General features: G+C 65.3%; 17 protein-coding genes and 1 tRNA gene. 2 read left to right on the top strand and 16 right to left on the bottom strand.

What is annotated here, in order from left to right:
- Positions 1 to 25: 25 nt before the first annotated feature.
- The 10 genes from U9J41_RS02665 to U9J41_RS02620 all read right to left on the bottom strand — a co-directional run bounded on the left by U9J41_RS02665 (position 26) and on the right by U9J41_RS02620 (position 9,324).
- A complete protein-coding gene (locus tag U9J41_RS02665; protein WP_036228513.1) occupies positions 26 to 658 on the bottom strand; it encodes a response regulator in 633 nt (210 codons plus the stop codon).
- A 179-nt stretch (positions 659 to 837) separates the two neighbouring features.
- Positions 838 to 1,242 carry a MerR family transcriptional regulator gene (locus U9J41_RS02660; RefSeq protein WP_322400032.1) on the bottom strand — a complete coding sequence of 135 codons (405 nt, stop codon included), beginning with the start codon at positions 1,240 to 1,242 and terminating at the stop codon, positions 838 to 840.
- Between the two features lie 24 nt (positions 1,243 to 1,266).
- Complete coding sequence (locus tag U9J41_RS02655) at positions 1,267 to 1,644, bottom strand: integration host factor subunit alpha (RefSeq protein ID WP_056435672.1); 378 nt, start codon at positions 1,642 to 1,644, stop codon at positions 1,267 to 1,269.
- 154 nt (positions 1,645 to 1,798) lie between these two features.
- Positions 1,799 to 4,225, bottom strand: a complete 2,427-nt coding sequence (pheT, locus tag U9J41_RS02650; RefSeq protein ID WP_322400031.1) for a phenylalanine--tRNA ligase subunit beta — start codon at positions 4,223 to 4,225, stop codon at positions 1,799 to 1,801.
- Positions 4,226 to 4,346: 121 nt separating this feature from the next.
- Positions 4,347 to 5,375, bottom strand: a complete 1,029-nt coding sequence (gene pheS / locus U9J41_RS02645) for a phenylalanine--tRNA ligase subunit alpha (protein WP_322400030.1) — start codon at positions 5,373 to 5,375, stop codon at positions 4,347 to 4,349.
- A gap of 135 nt (positions 5,376 to 5,510) precedes the next feature.
- Positions 5,511 to 5,870 (bottom strand): 50S ribosomal protein L20, encoded by a 360-nt coding sequence (rplT, locus tag U9J41_RS02640; RefSeq protein WP_056135339.1) that lies wholly within the window; start codon positions 5,868 to 5,870, stop codon positions 5,511 to 5,513.
- A gap of 25 nt (positions 5,871 to 5,895) precedes the next feature.
- Positions 5,896 to 6,093, bottom strand: a complete 198-nt coding sequence (gene rpmI / locus U9J41_RS02635; protein WP_056135342.1) for a 50S ribosomal protein L35 — start codon at positions 6,091 to 6,093, stop codon at positions 5,896 to 5,898.
- 400 nt (positions 6,094 to 6,493) lie between these two features.
- Positions 6,494 to 7,045, bottom strand: a complete 552-nt coding sequence (gene infC, locus U9J41_RS02630) for a translation initiation factor IF-3 (RefSeq protein WP_322400140.1) — start codon at positions 7,043 to 7,045, stop codon at positions 6,494 to 6,496.
- A 17-nt stretch (positions 7,046 to 7,062) separates the two neighbouring features.
- On the bottom strand, positions 7,063 to 8,982 hold the full coding sequence (gene thrS / locus U9J41_RS02625) for a threonine--tRNA ligase (RefSeq protein WP_322400029.1): 1,920 nt from the start codon (positions 8,980 to 8,982) through the stop codon (positions 7,063 to 7,065).
- A gap of 265 nt (positions 8,983 to 9,247) precedes the next feature.
- Positions 9,248 to 9,324: transfer RNA gene (locus U9J41_RS02620), tRNA-Val, on the bottom strand.
- A gap of 101 nt (positions 9,325 to 9,425) precedes the next feature.
- On the opposite strand from U9J41_RS02620, the gene U9J41_RS02615 reads away from it, so the two are divergent.
- Both U9J41_RS02615 and U9J41_RS02610 read left to right on the top strand, forming a co-directional pair.
- Entirely contained in the window at positions 9,426 to 10,337 is a 912-nt protein-coding gene (locus tag U9J41_RS02615; protein WP_322400028.1) for a cation diffusion facilitator family transporter, read from the top strand.
- An 85-nt stretch (positions 10,338 to 10,422) separates the two neighbouring features.
- Positions 10,423 to 11,412 carry an NAD(P)/FAD-dependent oxidoreductase gene (locus tag U9J41_RS02610; RefSeq protein WP_322400027.1) on the top strand — a complete coding sequence of 330 codons (990 nt, stop codon included), beginning with the start codon at positions 10,423 to 10,425 and terminating at the stop codon, positions 11,410 to 11,412.
- 218 nt (positions 11,413 to 11,630) lie between these two features.
- Here the strand turns inward: U9J41_RS02610 and U9J41_RS02605 are convergent, their stop codons facing one another.
- The 6 genes from U9J41_RS02605 to U9J41_RS02580 all read right to left on the bottom strand — a co-directional run bounded on the left by U9J41_RS02605 (position 11,631) and on the right by U9J41_RS02580 (position 17,673).
- Positions 11,631 to 12,266, bottom strand: a complete 636-nt coding sequence (locus U9J41_RS02605; protein ID WP_322400026.1) for a hypothetical protein — start codon at positions 12,264 to 12,266, stop codon at positions 11,631 to 11,633.
- A complete protein-coding gene (locus U9J41_RS02600; protein ID WP_322400025.1) occupies positions 12,263 to 13,216 on the bottom strand; it encodes an MlaD family protein in 954 nt (317 codons plus the stop codon). The genes U9J41_RS02605 and U9J41_RS02600 overlap by 4 nt, the downstream gene beginning before the upstream one ends.
- 9 nt (positions 13,217 to 13,225) lie before the next feature.
- Positions 13,226 to 14,032: an ABC transporter permease gene (locus U9J41_RS02595; RefSeq protein WP_425259884.1), complete on the bottom strand. Its 807-nt coding sequence runs from the start codon at positions 14,030 to 14,032 to the stop codon at positions 13,226 to 13,228.
- Between the two features lie 84 nt (positions 14,033 to 14,116).
- Positions 14,117 to 16,360: a RelA/SpoT family protein gene (locus tag U9J41_RS02590; protein ID WP_322400023.1), complete on the bottom strand. Its 2,244-nt coding sequence runs from the start codon at positions 16,358 to 16,360 to the stop codon at positions 14,117 to 14,119.
- Between the two features lie 9 nt (positions 16,361 to 16,369).
- Positions 16,370 to 16,720: a RidA family protein gene (locus U9J41_RS02585; RefSeq protein WP_322400022.1), complete on the bottom strand. Its 351-nt coding sequence runs from the start codon at positions 16,718 to 16,720 to the stop codon at positions 16,370 to 16,372.
- A 74-nt stretch (positions 16,721 to 16,794) separates the two neighbouring features.
- Positions 16,795 to 17,673, bottom strand: a complete 879-nt coding sequence (locus U9J41_RS02580) for an alpha/beta fold hydrolase (protein ID WP_322400021.1) — start codon at positions 17,671 to 17,673, stop codon at positions 16,795 to 16,797.
- Between the last annotated feature and the right edge of the window lie 3 nt (positions 17,674 to 17,676).

Genomic DNA, 17,676 nt, shown 5'->3' with positions numbered 1-17,676 from the left:
CGCGGCGGCCGCCTGCCTGCCCTGCTCAGTCGAGCAGGTTGTTTTTCATGGCGTAGTACGTCAGGTCGCTGTTCGACTGCAGCCCCATCTTTTCCATGATGCGAGTACGGTAAGTCGAGACCGTCTTGATCGACAGCGACAGGGCATTGCCGATGTCGGACACGGTCGCCCCCTTCGCCAGGCGCAGGAACACCTGGAATTCGCGGTCCGACAATTCCGTGTGCAGCGCGGTGTTCGGATCGCGATCGAAACTCTGGGCCAGCAGTTCGCCGACCTGCGAGCTGACGTAACGGCGGCCCTGGTACACGGTACGGACGGCCGTCTTGAGCTCGTCGGCGTCGCATTCCTTGTTCAGGTAGCCGTTGGCCCCCATCTTGAACAGGTTCAGCGCATATTGCTGGGCTGGATAGCCGGACAGGATCAGGACCGGCAGATTGGGCTGGCCCTGGCGAATGGTGCGCAGGATATCGATGCCGCTCTGGTCGGGCATGGCGATATCCAGCAGGAGGACGTCGCAAATCTCGCGGCGTGCGATATCGAGGGCTTCGCGTCCCGTCGCGCCTTCGGCAACGACTTCGAACTCGCCCGACGACGAAAAAATCTGTTTGAAACCTGCTCGAACTATCTGGTGATCGTCACAAATGGCAACGCGTATCATTGTCTTCCCTTAAGTTTTCCCGATACAGGAAAGAGCCGAGGCTGACACCTCACGCCTCCGGTCAGGTCATGCGTTTGAGTCAGCAAACCGCAAGTGACATTTTAGCACCTCCGGGGTGCAGAACAATAGGAGCGCACGCCTGAGCTGGCTGCGTCGACCGCTGCGCGTCTGCGAGTCGGTCAGGCTGCCGGCGAACCGTGCTTGAGCAGGGAGAGAATCGCGTGCAGCTCGGCACGCAACGCTTCCGGCTCGATGGTCGGCACGGCCGGTGGTGGTGGTTCCGGCAATGCTTCGGCGTCGTGCTGGCTCCGCCCGTCCAGGCGATTGCGCGCACCGCTGATGGTGAAGCCCTGCTCGTACAGCAATTCGCGGATGCGCCGGATCAGCAGCACTTCGTGGTGCTGGTAATAGCGGCGGTTTCCACGGCGTTTGACCGGTTTTAGCTGGGTGAATTCCTGCTCCCAGTAGCGGAGCACGTGCGGCTTGACCCCGCACAATTCGCTGACTTCACCAATCGTGAAATAGCGCTTGGCCGGGATCGGCGGCAGCACGGTCGGGTCCATCTTGTTCGGTCGGTCGTTCATGACTCACAAGCCTTGACGGCTTTATCAGGCGGCCCGCGCCAGGGAAGGACGACCCGGGCTCCCCGGATTGCCCGGATTCGCCTCTTCGACCATGCCCTTGAGTTTCTGACTGGCGTGGAACGTCACGACGCGGCGCGCCGTGATGGGGATTTCTTCCCCGGTTTTCGGATTGCGGCCGGGGCGCTGCGGCTTGTCGCGCAACTGGAAGTTGCCGAAACCGGACAGCTTGACCGCCTCGCCGCGCTCGAGCGCATTGCGGATTTCGTCAAAGAACGTCTCGACCATGTCCTTGGCCTCGCGCTTGTTCAGGCCGACCTGCTCGAACAGCAGTTCAGCCAGCTCCGCCTTGGTCAGGGTCGGCAACGCCTTTTCCGCTTCCTGCCGTACCCGGGCCACCTGCATCGCACGATGCAGATCGGCGGCCAGCGCTTCCTGGAGCACGGCGGAATCAACGTCGTTGTTGTTAATTTTAAGCCCTACCTTGTTCTGGATTTGTGATGGGGGCTCGGGAAGCCGAGGCGGTTTCCCGATGCCCCTGTCAGGCATGTCGCCCTTATTACGAACGCAATTTTGCGCCGTGTTTTTGTTGCGCCGCAGCTGCGAGCGCGGCCATGATGGCCTCGACCGCATCGTCCTGCAGCGTCGATTGAGTATCTTGCAAGCCAAAGCGGAAAGCAAGGCTTTTTTCATCTTGTTCCAGACCCTTGCCGCGGTATTCATCAAATAAAACAACGGCTTGCACGAGTTTGCCGAGCGGGTTCGACGCCAGTTCCGATTGGAAAGCATCGAGCAGCGCCTGGGCCGGCACGTCCTGTCTGACGACCAGCGCCAGGTCGCGCGTGGCGCCCGGGAACTTCGAGATTTCGGCATAGCGCGGCACGTCGCGCGCGCGCAAGGCGTCGGCATCCACCTCGAACAGCACGGGCGCCTGCGGCAGGTCGTACTTCTGCAGCCAGCGCGGATGCAGCTCGCCGACGACGCCGACGATCTTGCCGTCCACCGCGACCGACGCGCAGCGGCCCGGATGCAGGGCCGGGTGCTCGGCCTTGCTGAAGCGCACGGCGCGCGGCGCGAACAGCGCTTCCACGTCGGCCTTGACGTCGAAGAAGTCGACGGCGCGGGTCGCCTGCCCCCACTGCTCGTCCGCGGCCGGGCCGTAGGCGATGGCGGCGACGCGCTTGGGCTGGTCGAAACCGGCGACGGCCAGCGGGCCGTCCTGCGCCTGCGGGTTGCGCAGGAATACGCCGCCCACTTCGAACACGCGCACGCGGCCTGCCTTGCGGTTCAGGTTGTAGCGCACGTTGGCGACGAGGCTGCCGATCAGCGTCGAGCGCATCACGCTCAGCTGGCTCGCGATCGGGTTCTGCAGGCGGATCGGATCGGTGTTGCTGGCGAAATCCGTCTCCCACTGCTGCTCGACGAAACTCATGTTCACCACTTCCTGGTAGCCGAGGTCGGCCAGCTGGTGGCGGATGGCGAACAGCGAACGGGTGTTTTCCGGCTCGATCAGCATCGCCGATGGCGCGACGGGCGGCAGCGTCGGGATGTTTTCGAAGCCGTACACGCGGGCCACTTCCTCGATCAGGTCTTCCTCGATCTCGATGTCGAAGCGGTACGACGGCGCCGTCACGTGGAACAGGCCGTCCTCTCGTTCGAACGGCAGGTGCAGGCGCGTGAAGATGTCGGCCACCATCTCGTCCGTAACGGGCACGCCGATGACTTTCGCGGCGCGCGCCGTGCGCAGGGTGACCGGCTTGCGCTGCGGCAGGTTCGGCGCCTGGTCGTCGACCGGACCGACCTTCGTTTCGGGCGTGCCGCAGATCTCGACGATCAGCGACGTGATGCGTTCGATGTGCTCGACCGTCGTCGCATAATCGACGCCGCGCTCGAAGCGGTGCGCGGCATCCGTCGAAAAGTTGTAGCGGCGGGCGCGGCCCTGGATGGCGTTCGGCCACCAGAATGCGGCTTCCAGGTAGATGTTCGTCGTGTCGAGGGAAACGGCCGTCGAATCGCCGCCCATGATGCCGGCCAGCGACTCGATTTCCTTGTCGTCCGAGATGACGCCGACCCAGTCGTCGACGTCGACCGTGTTGCCGTTCAAGAGCTTCAGGGATTCACCCTTGCGGCCCCAGCGCACGTCCATGCCGCCGTGGATCTTGTCCAGGTCAAACACGTGCGACGGACGGCCGACTTCCAGCATCACATAGTTCGAGATGTCGACGAGGGCCGACACCGAACGCTGGCCGCTGCGCTCGAGGCGGCGCTTCATCCATTCGGGCGTCGCCGCCCGCGCATTCAGGCCGCGGATGACGCGGCCCGAGAATCGGCCGCACAAGTCCGGCGCGGAAATTTTCACGGGCAGGACTTCGTCCGTGTTCACTTGCGCGGGACGGAATTGCGGCAGCACCATCGGCACGCCGGTCAGGGCCGACACTTCGCGCGCCACGCCCAGCACGGACAGGCAGTCGGCCTTGTTCGGCGTGAGCTTGATCGTGAATTTCAGGTCGTTCAGGCTGAGGTAGTCGCGGATGTTCTGGCCGACGGGCGCGTCTTCCGGCAGCTCCATCAGGCCGCTGCTCTCTTCCGCGATCTGCAGTTCCTTCGCCGAGCACATCATGCCCTGCGATTCCACGCCGCGCAGCTTGCCGACCTTGATCTCGAACGGCTTGCCGTCCGCCCCCGGCGGCAGCACGGCGCCGGCCTTGGCGCAGATCGCCTTCATGCCGGCGCGCACGTTCGGTGCGCCGCAGACGATGTTCAGCAGGGTGCCGGTGCCCACGTCGACCTGGCATACGTTCAGGCGGTCCGCGTTCGGGTGCTTGGCCACTTCCTTGACTTCCGCGACGACGACGTTGGAGAACGGCGGCGCGACCGGTTCGACCTCTTCCACTTCCAGGCCGGACATCGTGAGCAGGTGCGCGAGTTCGTCCGAATTCATCTTCGGATCGACCATGGAACGGAGCCAGTTTTCAGAGAATTGCATATTCGTTTGCCTTCATTTTTATCGAACGTATCCCGTAGGGTGGGCACCCTGTGCCCACCACGCGCTACCGCGACGCATACGGTTGGTGGGCACGGGGCGTCCACCCCGCCCCGATCGATACTTAATTAAATTGCTTGAGGAATCGGAGGTCGCCTTCGTAGAACAGGCGCAAATCGTTGATCCCGTAGCGCAGCATGGTCAGGCGCTCCAGGCCCGAACCGAACGCGAAACCGATGAATTTTTCCGGATCCAGGCCAAAATTGCGGACGACCGTCGGATGCACCTGGCCGGCGCCCGACACTTCCAGCCAGCGGCCCTTGAGCGGACCGGAACCGAAGGCGATGTCGATCTCGGCCGACGGTTCCGTGAACGGGAAATACGACGGACGGAAACGCACCTGCAGGTCGTCCGTCTCGAAGAATGCCTTCACGAAGTTCAGGTACACGCCTTTCAGGTCGGCGAAGCTGATGTCTTCGCCGATCCACAGGCCTTCGACCTGATGGAACATCGGCGAGTGCGTGGCGTCGCTGTCGACGCGGTAGGTGCGGCCCGGCGCGATCACCTTGATCGGCGGCGTGTGCGTGCGCGCGTAGCGCACCTGCATCGGGCTCGTATGGGTACGCAGCAGCAGCGGCTTGCCCGTGCTGTCGTTGCCTTCGATGTAGAACGTGTCCTGCATCGAGCGCGCCGGGTGGTTTTCCGGGCTGTTCAGCGCCGTGAAATTGGTCCAGTCCGTTTCGATCTCGGGGCCGTCGGCCACGTCGAAACCGATCGAGCGGAAGATCTGTTCGACCCGTTCCCAGGTCCGCATGACGGGGTGGATACCGCCCGTCGACCGCCCGCGGCCCGGCAGGGTGACGTCGATGGCTTCCGCATTCAAGCGGGTGAGCAATTGCGCGTTGGCGAGATCCTCGCGGCGGGCCGTCAACGCCTGTTCGATTTTTTCTTTGGCGGCGTTGATCAGGGCACCTTGCGCCTTGCGCTGATCGGGGTCGAGCTTGCCGAGGCCCTTCATCAGTTCGGTCACCTGGCCGGTCTTGCCCAGGTATTTCGCTTTTGCGTTTTCCAGCGCGGCAGCGTCTTGTGCGGCGCCAAAGTCGGACTGGGCCGACGTAACGAGTTGTTCCAGCGCGAGGTTTGCGAGATCCATGCGTGTTCTTTTCCTATTGATGGCGGGAGGCGCCAGAAACAAAAACAGGGCATCGGTCGTGAAACCTTTGCCCCGTCCTTTGCGCATCGGCCACCCTGGGGCGGCGCGATGCTGGTCTTGCGTTCGCTGTCTGAATTAAGCAGCCAGCTTTGCCTTGACGGTGTTCACGATAGCGGCAAAAGCCGGCTTGTCGTTGACAGCCATGTCGGCCAGGACTTTACGGTCCAGTTCAATCGCGGCTTTCTTCAGGCCGTTCATGAATGCGCTGTAGGTCATGCCGTGCGAACGCGAAGCTGCGTTGATACGGGTGATCCACAGGGCGCGGAAAACGCGCTTCTTGTTGCGGCGGTCACGGTATGCGTACTGGCCAGCACGCATGACGGCTTGCTTGGCAATACGGAATACTTTGCTGCGGCGGCCACGATAGCCTTTGGCAAGCGCAAGAACCTTCTTGTGACGGGCACGTGCAGTAACCCCACGTTTTACTCGAGGCATATTAGCTCCTTAGTGTGATGTGAGATTAAGCAGACGGCATCATGCGGTAGACGCTCTGGACGTCGGACGCATTGATGTTGCGGGTGCCACGCAGCTGGCGCTTGTTCTTGGTGGTCTTCTTGGTCAGGATGTGACGCTTGAACGCCATACCCGATTTGACGGTACCACCCGGGCGCACGCGAAAACGCTTTTTCGCGGAGCTTTTGGTTTTCATTTTCGGCATAGTCTTCTGCCCTCTTACAGGCAGCCTCATATGTGACAGGATTGCAGGTGGCAGCAACGCTGCTCTTGGATGCCTACTTTCACTTGTCTCTGCAGCGGAAGCGGGTCCACTACAGTGTTGCCTCCCGTGCCGTTGAGCATGGGAACCGCAGATTCTAGCACAGTTTTATTGGCTTGGTGGGCTCGGGGAGCCCACCCTACGGCAATTTCAATGCCGCGGCGACGTCAAAATGGAATAGTTTGGCGGGCGCAGGGAGCCCGCCCCATCGCGTGCCCACCATTTTTCAGGCCGCACCGTAAACGGAATAGGCCAGGCCCGGGCCGCGGGCGAACCCGGGGCCCGGGCCTGGCCCGTCTTGACTGTCACGGCGAGAGCGAACCCGCGGCGAAGCGGCGAAGAATTATTTCTTCTTCTTCGGCGCAACCACCATGATCATCTGGCGGCCTTCCAGTTTCGGAAACTGTTCGATCTGGCCATACGGCTCGAGGTCGCCGCGCAGGCGTTCCAGCATGCGCGCACCGATATCCTGGTGAGCCATCTCGCGGCCGCGGAAGCGCAGCGTGATCTTGGTCTTGTCGCCTTCTTCCAGGAACTTGATCAGGTTACGCAGCTTGATGCTGTAGTCACCCTCGTCCGTACCCGGACGGAACTTGATTTCCTTGACCTGGATGATTTTCTGCTTCAGCTTCGCTTCGTGCGCCTTCTTCTGCTCCGAATACTTGAACTTGCCATAGTCCATCAGGCGGCAGACCGGGGGAACCGCGTTCGGCGCGATTTCCACCAGATCCACGTTCGCCTCTTCAGCCAGACGAAACGCGTCGGCCAGGCTCACGATGCCCAGCGGTTCGTTGTCTATCCCGTTCAAGCGCATTTCAGGATAGTTGATTTCGCCATTGATGCGATGTCCCGACTTGTCAGTAGCTATGTTGTTTCCTTTGAAAGTAAGATGGATAGTGCCGTCTCAAGGCGTCAGCTGGATGACTTCACCTTGGATGCTACCTCGCCTTGGAGGCGTTCCAGCAGCGCATCGACCGACATGACGCCAAGGTCGACATTGCCGCGAGCGCGAACGGCCACAGTGTTGGCATCCCGCTCTTTATCGCCGACAACTAGGATGTACGGCAGTTTTTGGACGGAATGCTCCCGAATTTTATAGGTAATCTTCTCGTTCCGCAAATCAGCGTGAACACGCAGGCCGGCCGCCTTCAGCTTTGCCTCGACCTGTTTGACGTAGTCGGCCTGCGCATCCGAGATGTTCAGGATGGCAACCTGGACCGGCGCCAGCCACAGCGGCAGCGCGCCCGCGTAGTTCTCGATCAGGATGCCGATGAAGCGCTCCATCGAGCCGACGATCGCGCGGTGCAGCATCACGGGCACCTTGCGGGAATTGTCTTCCGCGACATATTCGGCGCCGAGGCGGCCCGGCATCGAGAAGTCGACCTGCATCGTGCCGACCTGCCACGGGCGGCCCAGGCTGTCCTTCAGGTGGTATTCGATCTTGGGACCGTAGAACGCACCCTCGCCCGGCAGCTCGGTCCAGCTCACGCCGCAGCCGCGCAGGGCGGAACGCAGCGCTGCTTCGGCCTGGTCCCACACCTCGTCGGAACCGATGCGGTTATCCGGACGCAGCGCGATCTTGACGTCGATGTTCGCGAAGCCGAAGTCCTCGTACACCTTCATCGCCTGGGCGTGGAAGGCCACCACTTCCGGGGCAATCTGCTCTTCCGTGCAGAATACGTGGCCGTCGTCCTGGGTAAAGCCGCGCACGCGCATCAGGCCGTGCAGCGCGCCCGACGATTCGTTGCGGTGGCACTGGCCGAACTCGCCGTAGCGCAGCGGCAGGTCGCGGTAGGAACGCAGGCCGGCGTTGTAGATCTGCACGTGGCCGGGGCAGTTCATCGGTTTCAGCGCATAGGTGCGGTTTTCCGACTCGGTCGTGAACATGTTTTCACGATAATTGTCCCAGTGACCGGTCTTCTGCCACAGGGTGACGTCGATGATCTGCGGCGCCTTGACTTCGTTGTAGCCGGTGACTTGGTAGGTCTTGCGCATGTACTGCTCGATCTGCTGCCAGATGGTCCAGCCTTTCGGGTGCCAGAAGATCAGGCCCGGCGCCTCGTCCTGGAAGTGAAAGAAGTCCAGCTGCTTGCCCAGCTTGCGGTGATCGCGCTTCTCGGCCTCTTCCAGCATGTGCAGGTATTGCTCCTGGTCTTCCTTCTTCGTCCAGGCGGTGCCGTAGACGCGCTGCAGCATCTCGTTCTTCGAATCGCCGCGCCAGTACGCGCCGGCCAGCTTCATGAGCTTGAAGACTTTCAGCTTGCCGGTCGACGGCACGTGCGGGCCGCGGCACAGGTCGGTGAACTTGCCTTCGGTGTACAGCGACACGTCCTCGTTCGCCGGGATCGACGCGATGATCTCGGCCTTGTAGTCCTCGCCGATCGATTTGAAATAGGCGACGGCTTCGTCGCGCGGCAGCACCTTGCGCGTCACCGGCTCATCCTTCTTGGCGAGCTCGGCCATCTTCTTCTCGATGGCCTGCAGGTCGTCCGGGGTGAACGGGCGCTTGTACGCGAAGTCGTAGTAGAAGCCGTTGTCGATCACGGGGCCGATCGTCACCTGCGCTTCCGGAAACAGCTCCTTGACGGCATAGGCCAGCAGGTGGGCGGTCGAATGGCGGATGACGTCCAGGCCTTCCGGGTCCTTGTCCGTGACGATGGCCAGGTCGGCATCGTTCTCGATCAGGAACGAGGTGTCGACGACCTTGCCGTCGACCTTGCCGGCCAGCGCGGCCTTGGCCAGGCTCGGGGCGATGCTGGACGCCACCTGGGCGACCGTCACCGGACCTTCGAATTGACGGCTCGAGCCGTCCGGGAGGCGAACATTCAACATTGTGAGCTCCATCGGCGCCATGCGCCCGTTGCGTTTATTAAGTTTGATACTGGAAAATTCTGGACGAAAAAAAACGCGCACCAGGCGCGTTTTTTCAGTGTCGTCGAGCTCCGGTCGATTTCCGGACAAAAGCACACCCTACCGCGTCTAGCGATTCCCCCACAACGTCGTTGTAGTTCGCGGTGTCATAACCGTTTGTGCCTTTCTCGCTCTTACTGACGACAAGAGCGGAAAACCGAAGTTCCCCGCACTGTCTTTTGTGTTCTGGTGGGCGGTGCAGAATTCGAATCTGCGACCCCTTGGATGTCGACCAAGTATTCTAACCAGCTGAACTAACCGCCCGTATGCCGCCATTATAAGGAGTCGGCCGGATATACGCAAGGTGGGACGGCGCGGGCGCCGTGCCGGTATACTCTCGCCTGTTTCTTTTTATTCCATCCTACATGTCCGACCAGTCCGGCTCCTCCGCCCACCTCCACGCCCACCTCGACGGCGACGCCCGCCATGCCCACACGATCGAGGGCCGCAGCCAGAAAGCGATGGCCGTCGCGCTCGGGCTGACCTTGCTGTATGCGGCGGTCGAGGTCGTCAGCGGTTTCCTGTCGAACTCGCTCGCGCTGATCTCGGACGCCGGCCACATGGTGACGGACGCCGCCGCCCTCGGCCTCGCGCTGCTGGCCCAGGTGATCGCGCGGCGGCCGCCGTCCGCGCGCCACTCGTTCGGCTTCGTGCGCGCGGAAGCGCTGGCCGCCTTCGTCAACAGCCTCGCCATGCTGCTGCTCGTGGGCTGGATCGTGTACGAGGCCGCGCAGCGCCTCGCGCATCCGGAATACGTCGCCGGCAAGACCGTGCTGATCGTGGCCAGCATCGGCGCCTGCATCAATATGGCCGTCGCGTGGGTGCTGTCGCGCGACGAGCAGAGCATCAACACCCGCGCCGCCCTCGTCAACGTGCTGGGCGACCTGCTGGGCTCCATCGCCGCCATCGCGGCCGGCGCCGTCATCCACTTCACGGGCTGGGTGCGCATCGACCCGATCCTGTCGATCTTCGTGTCGCTGCTGATCCTCAAGTCGACGGTCGGCATCCTGCGCGAGTCCTACCACTTCCTGATGGAGGGCGTGCCGCACCACATCGACTACCTGCAGATCGGCGCCGACCTGGCCGCCATTGCCGGCGTGCGCTCCGTGCACGACCTGCACGTGTGGGACATGTCGCCCGGCGAGCCCGCGCTCATCGGCCACCTGGAAATCGACGACCTGAACGCCTGGCCCGACGTCCTGCACGCCGTGAAGGAGATGCTGCTCGACAAGCATGGCATCGACCACGTGACGCTGCAACCGGAAACCCGACACTGATCCGACATGCTGTAAGCCACTTCCGACCCGGCCTCGGGGCACACGCCGATAGCCCAGCCGCGCTCACCCTGCGGATAATCGGTCCATGCCTACCCCATCCGATCTCGCCACCGCCCACGTGTACGACACCCTGATCGTCGGCGGCGGCCCGGGCGGCCTCACCGCCGCCATCTACCTGCGCCGCTTCACGCGCAACGTCGCGCTCGTCGACAAGGGCAACAGCCGGCTGCGGCTGATCCCCGTCTCGCACAACTACCCCGGCTTTCCCGACGGCGTGCCCGGCCACATCCTGCTCGCCAACCTCACGACGCAGCTTGCACGCTACGGCGGCAGCGTGATGCCGGGCGAGGTGAACGACCTGCGCATCGAGGACGGCCTGTTCGCCGCGGACTACGTGCCCGATGGCGCGCAAGACGCCGTCACGATCCGTGCCCACACGGTGGTGCTGGCGACGGGCGTCACCGATGGCGGCCTGCCGATCGAGAACTGGCGCGAGGCCGTCGCGTTCGGGTCCGTGCGCCTGTGCCCCGTGTGCGACGGCTTCGACGTGATCGACAAGCACATCGCCGTCGCGACGGCCGCCGTGAATCCGGTCGGCCACGCGCTGTTCATGCGCACGTTCAGCGCGGACGTGACCTTGTTCGAACGCGGTTCGCCGTCGATGCTGGGCGACGACGACCGCCGCCGCCTCGTTGCTGCCGGCGTGCGCTACGTCGATTCCCCGCTGTTGTCCGTCACGCTCGACGCATCGATGAAGCCCGTGCTGCACACCGGCGACGGCCGGGCCCACGAGGCCGACGTGTTCTATCCGATGCTGGGCGAGACGGCGCGCTCGGGCCTCGCCGCGACGCTAGGCGCGCGCACGGCGCAATGCGACGAGATCGTCGTGGGCGAGCACCAGGAAACGACGGTGCCCGGCCTGTACGCGATCGGCGACGTGGTCGTGGGCCTGAACCAGATCGCGGTCGCGACCGGCCAGGCCGCGCGCGCGGCCGTGCGCATCCACAACCAGCTGCCGCCCGCGCTGCGGCCGCCCCGGCCCCACCTGGAAGCGGCACCGGGCACCAGCGCCTAGGGTCCATGACCGACCAAAGGCCAGCGGCATCGAGTTTTTACGTCGTTTCCGCGCAGGCGGGAACCCAAGTTCGAGAGCCCGCCCGCGCAAAATCCGGTTCCCGCCAAATGGAGCCGACATCGCGCTTGTTACCGCGTACCGCTCGGATAGACCCCGCCCTCGCGCGCCCGATATCGGGGTCGCACGACGACGCGGCCCGTGTCGTCCGCGTCAGCGAATCAGCCCTGCCCCGCCAGTTCGATGCGGCGCCGGATGCGTTCCACCGCGGCCGCGTCGCCGGCCGCGCGGGCACGCTGTTCCTGCACGCCCAGCCAGGCCAGCAGCGGCCGGCGCCAGCCCTGGCCCGACGCCGTGTCCACGGCCGTCCCGATGTCGGCCGGCGTGATGCGGCCCGCCTTCAGCAGCGCGCCCGCCGCGACGAGGCGCGCGAGCGGATCGGCGACGCCGGCCAGCGAGCCGCTCGCCACGACGCCGCGGTGCTGCTCCGGCAGCAGGGCCGCGTCGAGGCCTTGCCAGCGGCCGTCCAGGTAGGCGGCATATGCGCGCTGGGCCGGCGTGGCGTCGGACGCCAGCGCCGCGAAACCCGAGCAATCGTAGGCCAGCGCCGCGGCCCGCACGCCGCAGCGCACCAGCTCGGCCTGGGCGACGACGTCGAACCGCCCCGTGCTGGCGCTCGCGCGGCGCGCGCGCGCGAACTCGGCGTCGGCCGCCTGCGAATCGCCGCGCAGCCAGTCGTCCGTGTAGCCGTCGAGAGAACTCCTGGCATCGCCTTGCCACGCGGGCGGCTGCGGCTGGCTGGCGCAGCCGGCCAGCGCGGCGGCGGCGATCATCATGATGAGCGGCTTGGCGGTCATGGCAGCTTGATCTCCGTGTCGTGCTTGAACGGCCATTTGCGGTTGATCTCGTCGACGAGGCGGTTCACCTTGCGCAGGCTCGCATCGACTTCGCCGCGCAGCCGGCCCAGGTCCTCGGTGGCGGCGTGCGCGTTCTTGCCGACGGCCTGGGCCTCGGCCAGCACGGCATCGGCCTTCTGCAAGGTGCCGCGCGCGTCCGCCAGCAGGCCGTTCAGTTCGCGGATGGCGCCCTGCGTATCGTCCATCACGCCGTTCTTGCCGAACACGCGCTGGTCGGTCTTGGCCAGCAGCGTGTCCACGCGGTGCAGGGTCTGCAGCAATTTTTCCGCCTCGGCGTCGCCGCCCAGCGCCGTGCCCAGCACGCCGTAGCGGCCCGTCAGGCGGCCGGAGAGCGCGTCGACGTTGGCGAGCGCATTGCCGATGTGGGAATCGGAGCGCGTCATGGCCTCCAGGTTTTCCAGCAGCGTGCGCGCGGTCGCCAGCAGGCGCGGGATCTCGGCCGCGGCGTCGCCCCGCAGCACGGGACGGCGGGCGTGGTCGGGCAGCGGCGGATCGGTCAGCACGCCGCTGTAGGCGCGCAGCCGGGTCTCGCCGACGACGCTGCGCTCGAGCGTGAACACGCTGGTCGTGCGCAGCCATTTCGCATCGTCCTTCGGGATGTCGACGATGACGTCGACCTTGCCGTCCTGGCCCAGCCGGACCTGGCGCACGCGCCCGATCGGAAAGCCGGCGAAGCTCATGTCCATGCCCGGGATCACGCCCTCGGAATCGTCGGCCACCAGCACCAGTTCCTGCGTCTGTTCGAACACGCCGCGCGCGTACATCACGTACAGGAAGAAGGCGGCGATCAGCGCGCCGATCACGACGAGCAGGATCACGGCCTTGGCTTCCACGTGCTTCGGTTCGTCCGGCGGGCCATCCGCCATGCGGTTCTTGTCGTTATCGGTCATGGGTCGTCATCAGATGTATTTCACGGCCAGCGAACTGGCCTCGATCAGCAGCAGCACGAACAGCAGCCGCAGCGCGCCCGGCTGCACGTTCGTGCGCAGCCGCCGCGGGCGGCGCAGCAGTTCCAGGATGGCGGCGCTCGGGATCACGGCCACCGCGAGCCCGAACAGCACCGTCTTGAACACGAAGCCGAGGGTCACGGTCGGGTCGAACACGCGGCCGACCGTGCGCGTATAGTCCGGCAAGCCCCACGGCGACAGGCCGTACACATTCAGGTAGGCCAGCACGAGGACGATGGTGCTCGACACCATCGCGAGGCTCAGCACGGAAAACGCATTGGCGATCACCTGCGGCACGAGGTCGCGGCGCAGGCGGCGCAGCGTCTCGGCCGTCGCCTCGCCGGCCGGCACGCCGCTGCGCGCGAGGCCCATGGCGCCGGCGTCGAACGCCATGCCGGCGCGCAGCGCGGCGAACATCGCGGCCGACAGCGGGAGCAGTTCGAGCACCAGCACCCGCACGACCATCTCCAGCGCGTAGCGCGACAGGCCGTAGCTCTGCGCCGTGACGAGCACGATGCGGATGATGACGAGGCTCACGAGCGCCGTCAGCAGCGTGAACCAGGGCAGCACCTGCCACGTGCTCGCATGGATGTAGCGCGACGTGGCCAGGCGGTTCGCGCGGTGGTAGGTGGATGGCGTCAGCGCCATCACGAGCGCCACGGCGCCCAGGTGCAGCATGGCCCACCAGCTGGCGGCGTAGCGCGCGGCGAGGTGCCCCCAGAGGCGCGGTTTGATGTACAAGAGCGAAGTCATCGACATGTCTGCATTGTTGGGTGGGCGGCCTCCGCCCACGCGCAACGCGAACGAATTCCATACGTCACGCGTGGGCACGGGGTGCCCACCCTACGTCCTCCTGGCCTCGTGCACACCCTTGACCTCGCCGATCGCGGCGAGGGCTTTCTGCAACTGGCCGGTGGAGCTGATCTCCGCCGTGAACACCATCTTCGCGAACCCCTTGCTGCTCTGGGTGTTCACGCCGATCACGTTGATCTTCGAGATGGCCAGCACTTCCGAGATATCGCGCAACAGGCCCTGGCGGTCGCTCGCGTGGATGAAGATATCGACCGGGAACACCGTCTCCTGTCCGGTCGCGCCCCATTCCGTCTCGAGCACGCGTTCCGGGTTGCGGGACGCCATCTCGGCGAAGTTCTTGCAGCTGGCGCGGTGGATCGATACGCCCTTGCCGCGCGTGACGAAGCCCACGATCGGGTCCGGCGGCGCCGGCTTGCAGCAGCGCGCCAGCTGCGTCATCAGCCCTTCGGTGCCGACGACCAGCACGCCCGACTTGGCGCCCTGCTCCACGCTCGATGCGCGGCTCTTGTTGACGACCGCCTCGTCGGCGAGGGGCGCCGCCGGCGCGCCGGTGTCGTGCAGCGCCGCTTCCACGTGGCGCAGGCTGAATTTTTCCTTGCCGACGGCGATGAACAGGTCGTCGACCTTCGCGAACCCCAGCTTGTGCGCCAGCGCGTCCAGGTTGACCGCCGTCTTGCCTTCGCGCTGCAGCGATTTCTCGACGAGCGCGCGGCCGTGGCCGAGCGTCTCGGCCAGTTCCAGCGCGTGGAACCAGGCGCGGATCTTCGAGCGCGTGCGGCTGCTGACGGTATAGCCGGGGCTGAGCCAGTCGCGCGACGGTCCCTGGCTGCCGGCCGGGCCTTTCGCCGTGATGACTTCGCACGTCTGGCCGTTCTTCAGCGGCGTGTTCAGCGGGACCATCACGCCGTCGACCTTGGCGCCGCGGCAGCGGTGTCCCACCTCGCTGTGCAGGTGGTAGGCGAAGTCGATCGGGGTCGCGCCGACCGGCAGCTCGAGCACGCGCGCCTGCGGCGTCAGCACGAAGATGCGGTCGTCCAGCGTCGTGGATTTCAGTTTCTCGACCCACTCGCGCTGCAGCTCTTCCTGGCCCGTGACGGCGCTCGCGACCTCCGTCTTCCACGCCAGCAGCTGGCGCAGCCAGGCGATCTTCGCGTCGTATTCCTGGCTCTTGAAATTGGAGCCGCCTTCTTCCTTGTAGCGCCAGTGCGCGGCCACGCCGTATTCGGCGAAGTTGTGCATCTCATGGGTGCGGATCTGCACTTCCAGCGGGCGCCCGTCCTCGGCGGTGACGACCGTGTGCAGCGACTGGTAGCCGTTCGCCTTCGGGCGCGAGATGTAGTCGTCGAACTCTTTCGGGATCGGCGTCCAGATGTTGTGGACGACGCCCAGCACCGTGTAGCAGGTCTTGATGTCGTCGACGATCACGCGGAACGCGCGCACGTCGTACAGCTCGGAGAAGTCGAGCTCCTTGCCGCGCATCTTCTTCCAGATGCTGTAGATGTGCTTGGGCCGGCCGAAGACCTCGGCCTTGATGCCGGCGGCCGCGAGCTCCTTCTGCAGGCGCCCGATGGACGACTGCACGAAGCTCTCGCGCAGCATGCGCTTCTCTTCGAGCATCTTGGCGATGCGTTTATAGGTGTCCGGCTCCATCATCCGGAACGACAGGTCTTCCAGTTCCCATTTCAGCTGGAAGATGCCGAGCCGGTTGGCGAGCGGCGCGTACAGGTCCAGCACTTCGCGGCCGTAGTTGCGCGTGACGTCGTCGAAGCGCTTGTGCTCCGCGAAGAATCGCAGCGCGATCACGCACGACGCGAGGCGGATCAGCACCACGCGCATGTCGCTGGCCATCGCCAGCAGCATCTTGCGCAGGGTCTCGACCTGGGCCATCGCCTCCTGCGCCGCATTCTTGCCGCGCCCGACGGGGGCCTGGGCCGCCGTCAGGTCGCGCAGGCGGATCAGCTGGTGCACGCCGCGCACCATGTCCGCCACTTCCTTGCCGAAGCGCTCCTCGAGCGCCTCGGCCACGCCCGGCTCCACGATGGCCAGCTCGAACAGCAGGCCGGCCATGCGGGTCTCGGCATCGCTGCCGAGCAGTGCGAGCGTACCGCCCACCCCCAGCGAAAACTCGAACGCGCTCTGGCCGGTCGCGGCCGTGCGTTCGCCATACGACGCGGCGGCGAAATCCAGCGCGCCGCTTACGCGCGCGCAGTCGTCGGGGCCGAGTCCGTGGACCAGCTGGGTGGTGGCGTCGCCGAGCGCGACAATCGATACCATCGACGGTCTTTACGCCTGGGCGGCAACGATGACGAATTCGATCAGGCAGGCCGGATCGGCCAGCTTGGCTTCGACGGTCGCGCGCGGCGGGGTGGCGCCCGGCACGACCCATGCTTCCCACACCGTGTTCATGGCCGGGAAGTTGGCCATGTCGGTGATGTAGATCCGGGTGGAGAGGATGCGCGACTTGTCGCTGCCGGCCTCGGCCAGCAGGCGGTCGACGTGGCCCAGCACTTCGCGCGTCTGGCCGATGATGTCCTGCGTGGTGTCGCTCGCGACCTGGCCGGCCAGGTACACCGTACCGTTGTGGATGGCGACTTCGGACAGTCGTTTGCCTACGTGCAGTCGTTTGATTTCCATGCTTTTCTCTAAATGTAAAACGTGGCCTTGCGGCCGTTTCGCCCGGCCGTGGAGCCGAACACCTCCGGCTTGCTTCAGCCGGTCAAAAATTCCCTTGCGATCGCGATCTGCGCCGGCTGCAGGAACGTGGGCGCGTGCCCCACGCCCGCGATTTCGACCAGCCGCGGCTGCGGCCCGCGCCGCGTCATCTCTTCCGCCGTCGCGCGCGACAGCAGGTCGGACAGTGCGCCCCGCACCAGCAGGGTCGGGCAGCGGATCGCGTCGTACGCCGCCCACAGCCGCGCCTCGTCCCTGGCTACCGTCTCCGGCGTCAGCGCCTTGAACGGCGCCGCCAGGCCGCGATCGTAATGGAGTATCCACTGGCCGTCCGGCTGCTGCACGAGCACGTCGCGCGCCAGCTTGTCCCATTCGGCGTCGCTGTGCGGGCCGAACGGCGTGGACACCCCCCGCACGAACGCGGCCCCTTCCCCGAAGGTGCGAAAGCGGAGGTCCTGGCCGATATAGTCGCCGATGCGCGCCATCGCCACCGGGTCCAGCACGGGCCCGATATCGTTCAGCACCATGCGGCGGATCGGGCTGCCTTCCAGCGACGCCAGGCCGATGCCGATCAGGCCGCCCATCGACGTGCCGAACCACGCGACGCCTTCATCGTCCGCGCCCGCCGTGACGCGCGCGATCAGGGTCACCATGTCGGCCACGTATTGCGGTATGACGTACAGCGCCGGATCGCGCAACCGGCCCGAGCGCCCGCGCCCCACGACGTCCGGGCACACGACGCGGTAGCGGTCGGACAGCGCCCGCGCCAGCGCGTCGAAATCGTCGGCCACGCGCGTCACGCCGTGCACGCAGACGAGCACCTTCGTATTGCCGGGGTCGCCCCACTCCTTGTACGCCATGCGGTGCAGGCCGGCGGGCGAGCTGCACAGCACGGATTTCATCCTCGGTTCGCTCATTTT

This window comes from Massilia luteola (genome assembly GCF_034420155.1).
GTDB lineage: Bacteria > Pseudomonadota > Gammaproteobacteria > Burkholderiales > Burkholderiaceae_D > Telluria > Telluria luteola.
This window is presented reverse-complemented; position numbering and strand designations above follow the sequence as displayed.

Coding starts and splice junctions, on each gene's coding strand:
- rplT (WP_056135339.1), bottom strand. CDS start 5,870: ATGCCTCGAGTAAAACGTGGGGTTACTGCACGTGCCCGTCACAAGAAG.
- pheT (WP_322400031.1), bottom strand. CDS start 4,225: ATGCAATTCTCTGAAAACTGGCTCCGTTCCATGGTCGATCCGAAGATG.
- U9J41_RS02615 (WP_322400028.1), top strand. CDS start 9,426: ATGTCCGACCAGTCCGGCTCCTCCGCCCACCTCCACGCCCACCTCGAC.
- U9J41_RS02600 (WP_322400025.1), bottom strand. CDS start 13,216: ATGACCGATAACGACAAGAACCGCATGGCGGATGGCCCGCCGGACGAA.
- thrS (WP_322400029.1), bottom strand. CDS start 8,982: ATGTTGAATGTTCGCCTCCCGGACGGCTCGAGCCGTCAATTCGAAGGT.
- pheS (WP_322400030.1), bottom strand. CDS start 5,375: ATGGATCTCGCAAACCTCGCGCTGGAACAACTCGTTACGTCGGCCCAG.
- U9J41_RS02655 (WP_056435672.1), bottom strand. CDS start 1,644: ATGCAGGTGGCCCGGGTACGGCAGGAAGCGGAAAAGGCGTTGCCGACC.
- U9J41_RS02580 (WP_322400021.1), bottom strand. CDS start 17,673: ATGAGCGAACCGAGGATGAAATCCGTGCTGTGCAGCTCGCCCGCCGGC.
- U9J41_RS02585 (WP_322400022.1), bottom strand. CDS start 16,720: ATGGAAATCAAACGACTGCACGTAGGCAAACGACTGTCCGAAGTCGCC.
- U9J41_RS02610 (WP_322400027.1), top strand. CDS start 10,423: ATGCCTACCCCATCCGATCTCGCCACCGCCCACGTGTACGACACCCTG.
- U9J41_RS02660 (WP_322400032.1), bottom strand. CDS start 1,242: ATGAACGACCGACCGAACAAGATGGACCCGACCGTGCTGCCGCCGATC.
- U9J41_RS02595 (WP_425259884.1), bottom strand. CDS start 14,032: ATGTCGATGACTTCGCTCTTGTACATCAAACCGCGCCTCTGGGGGCAC.
- U9J41_RS02590 (WP_322400023.1), bottom strand. CDS start 16,360: ATGGTATCGATTGTCGCGCTCGGCGACGCCACCACCCAGCTGGTCCAC.
- rpmI (WP_056135342.1), bottom strand. CDS start 6,093: ATGCCGAAAATGAAAACCAAAAGCTCCGCGAAAAAGCGTTTTCGCGTG.
- U9J41_RS02665 (WP_036228513.1), bottom strand. CDS start 658: ATGATACGCGTTGCCATTTGTGACGATCACCAGATAGTTCGAGCAGGT.
- U9J41_RS02605 (WP_322400026.1), bottom strand. CDS start 12,266: ATGACCGCCAAGCCGCTCATCATGATGATCGCCGCCGCCGCGCTGGCC.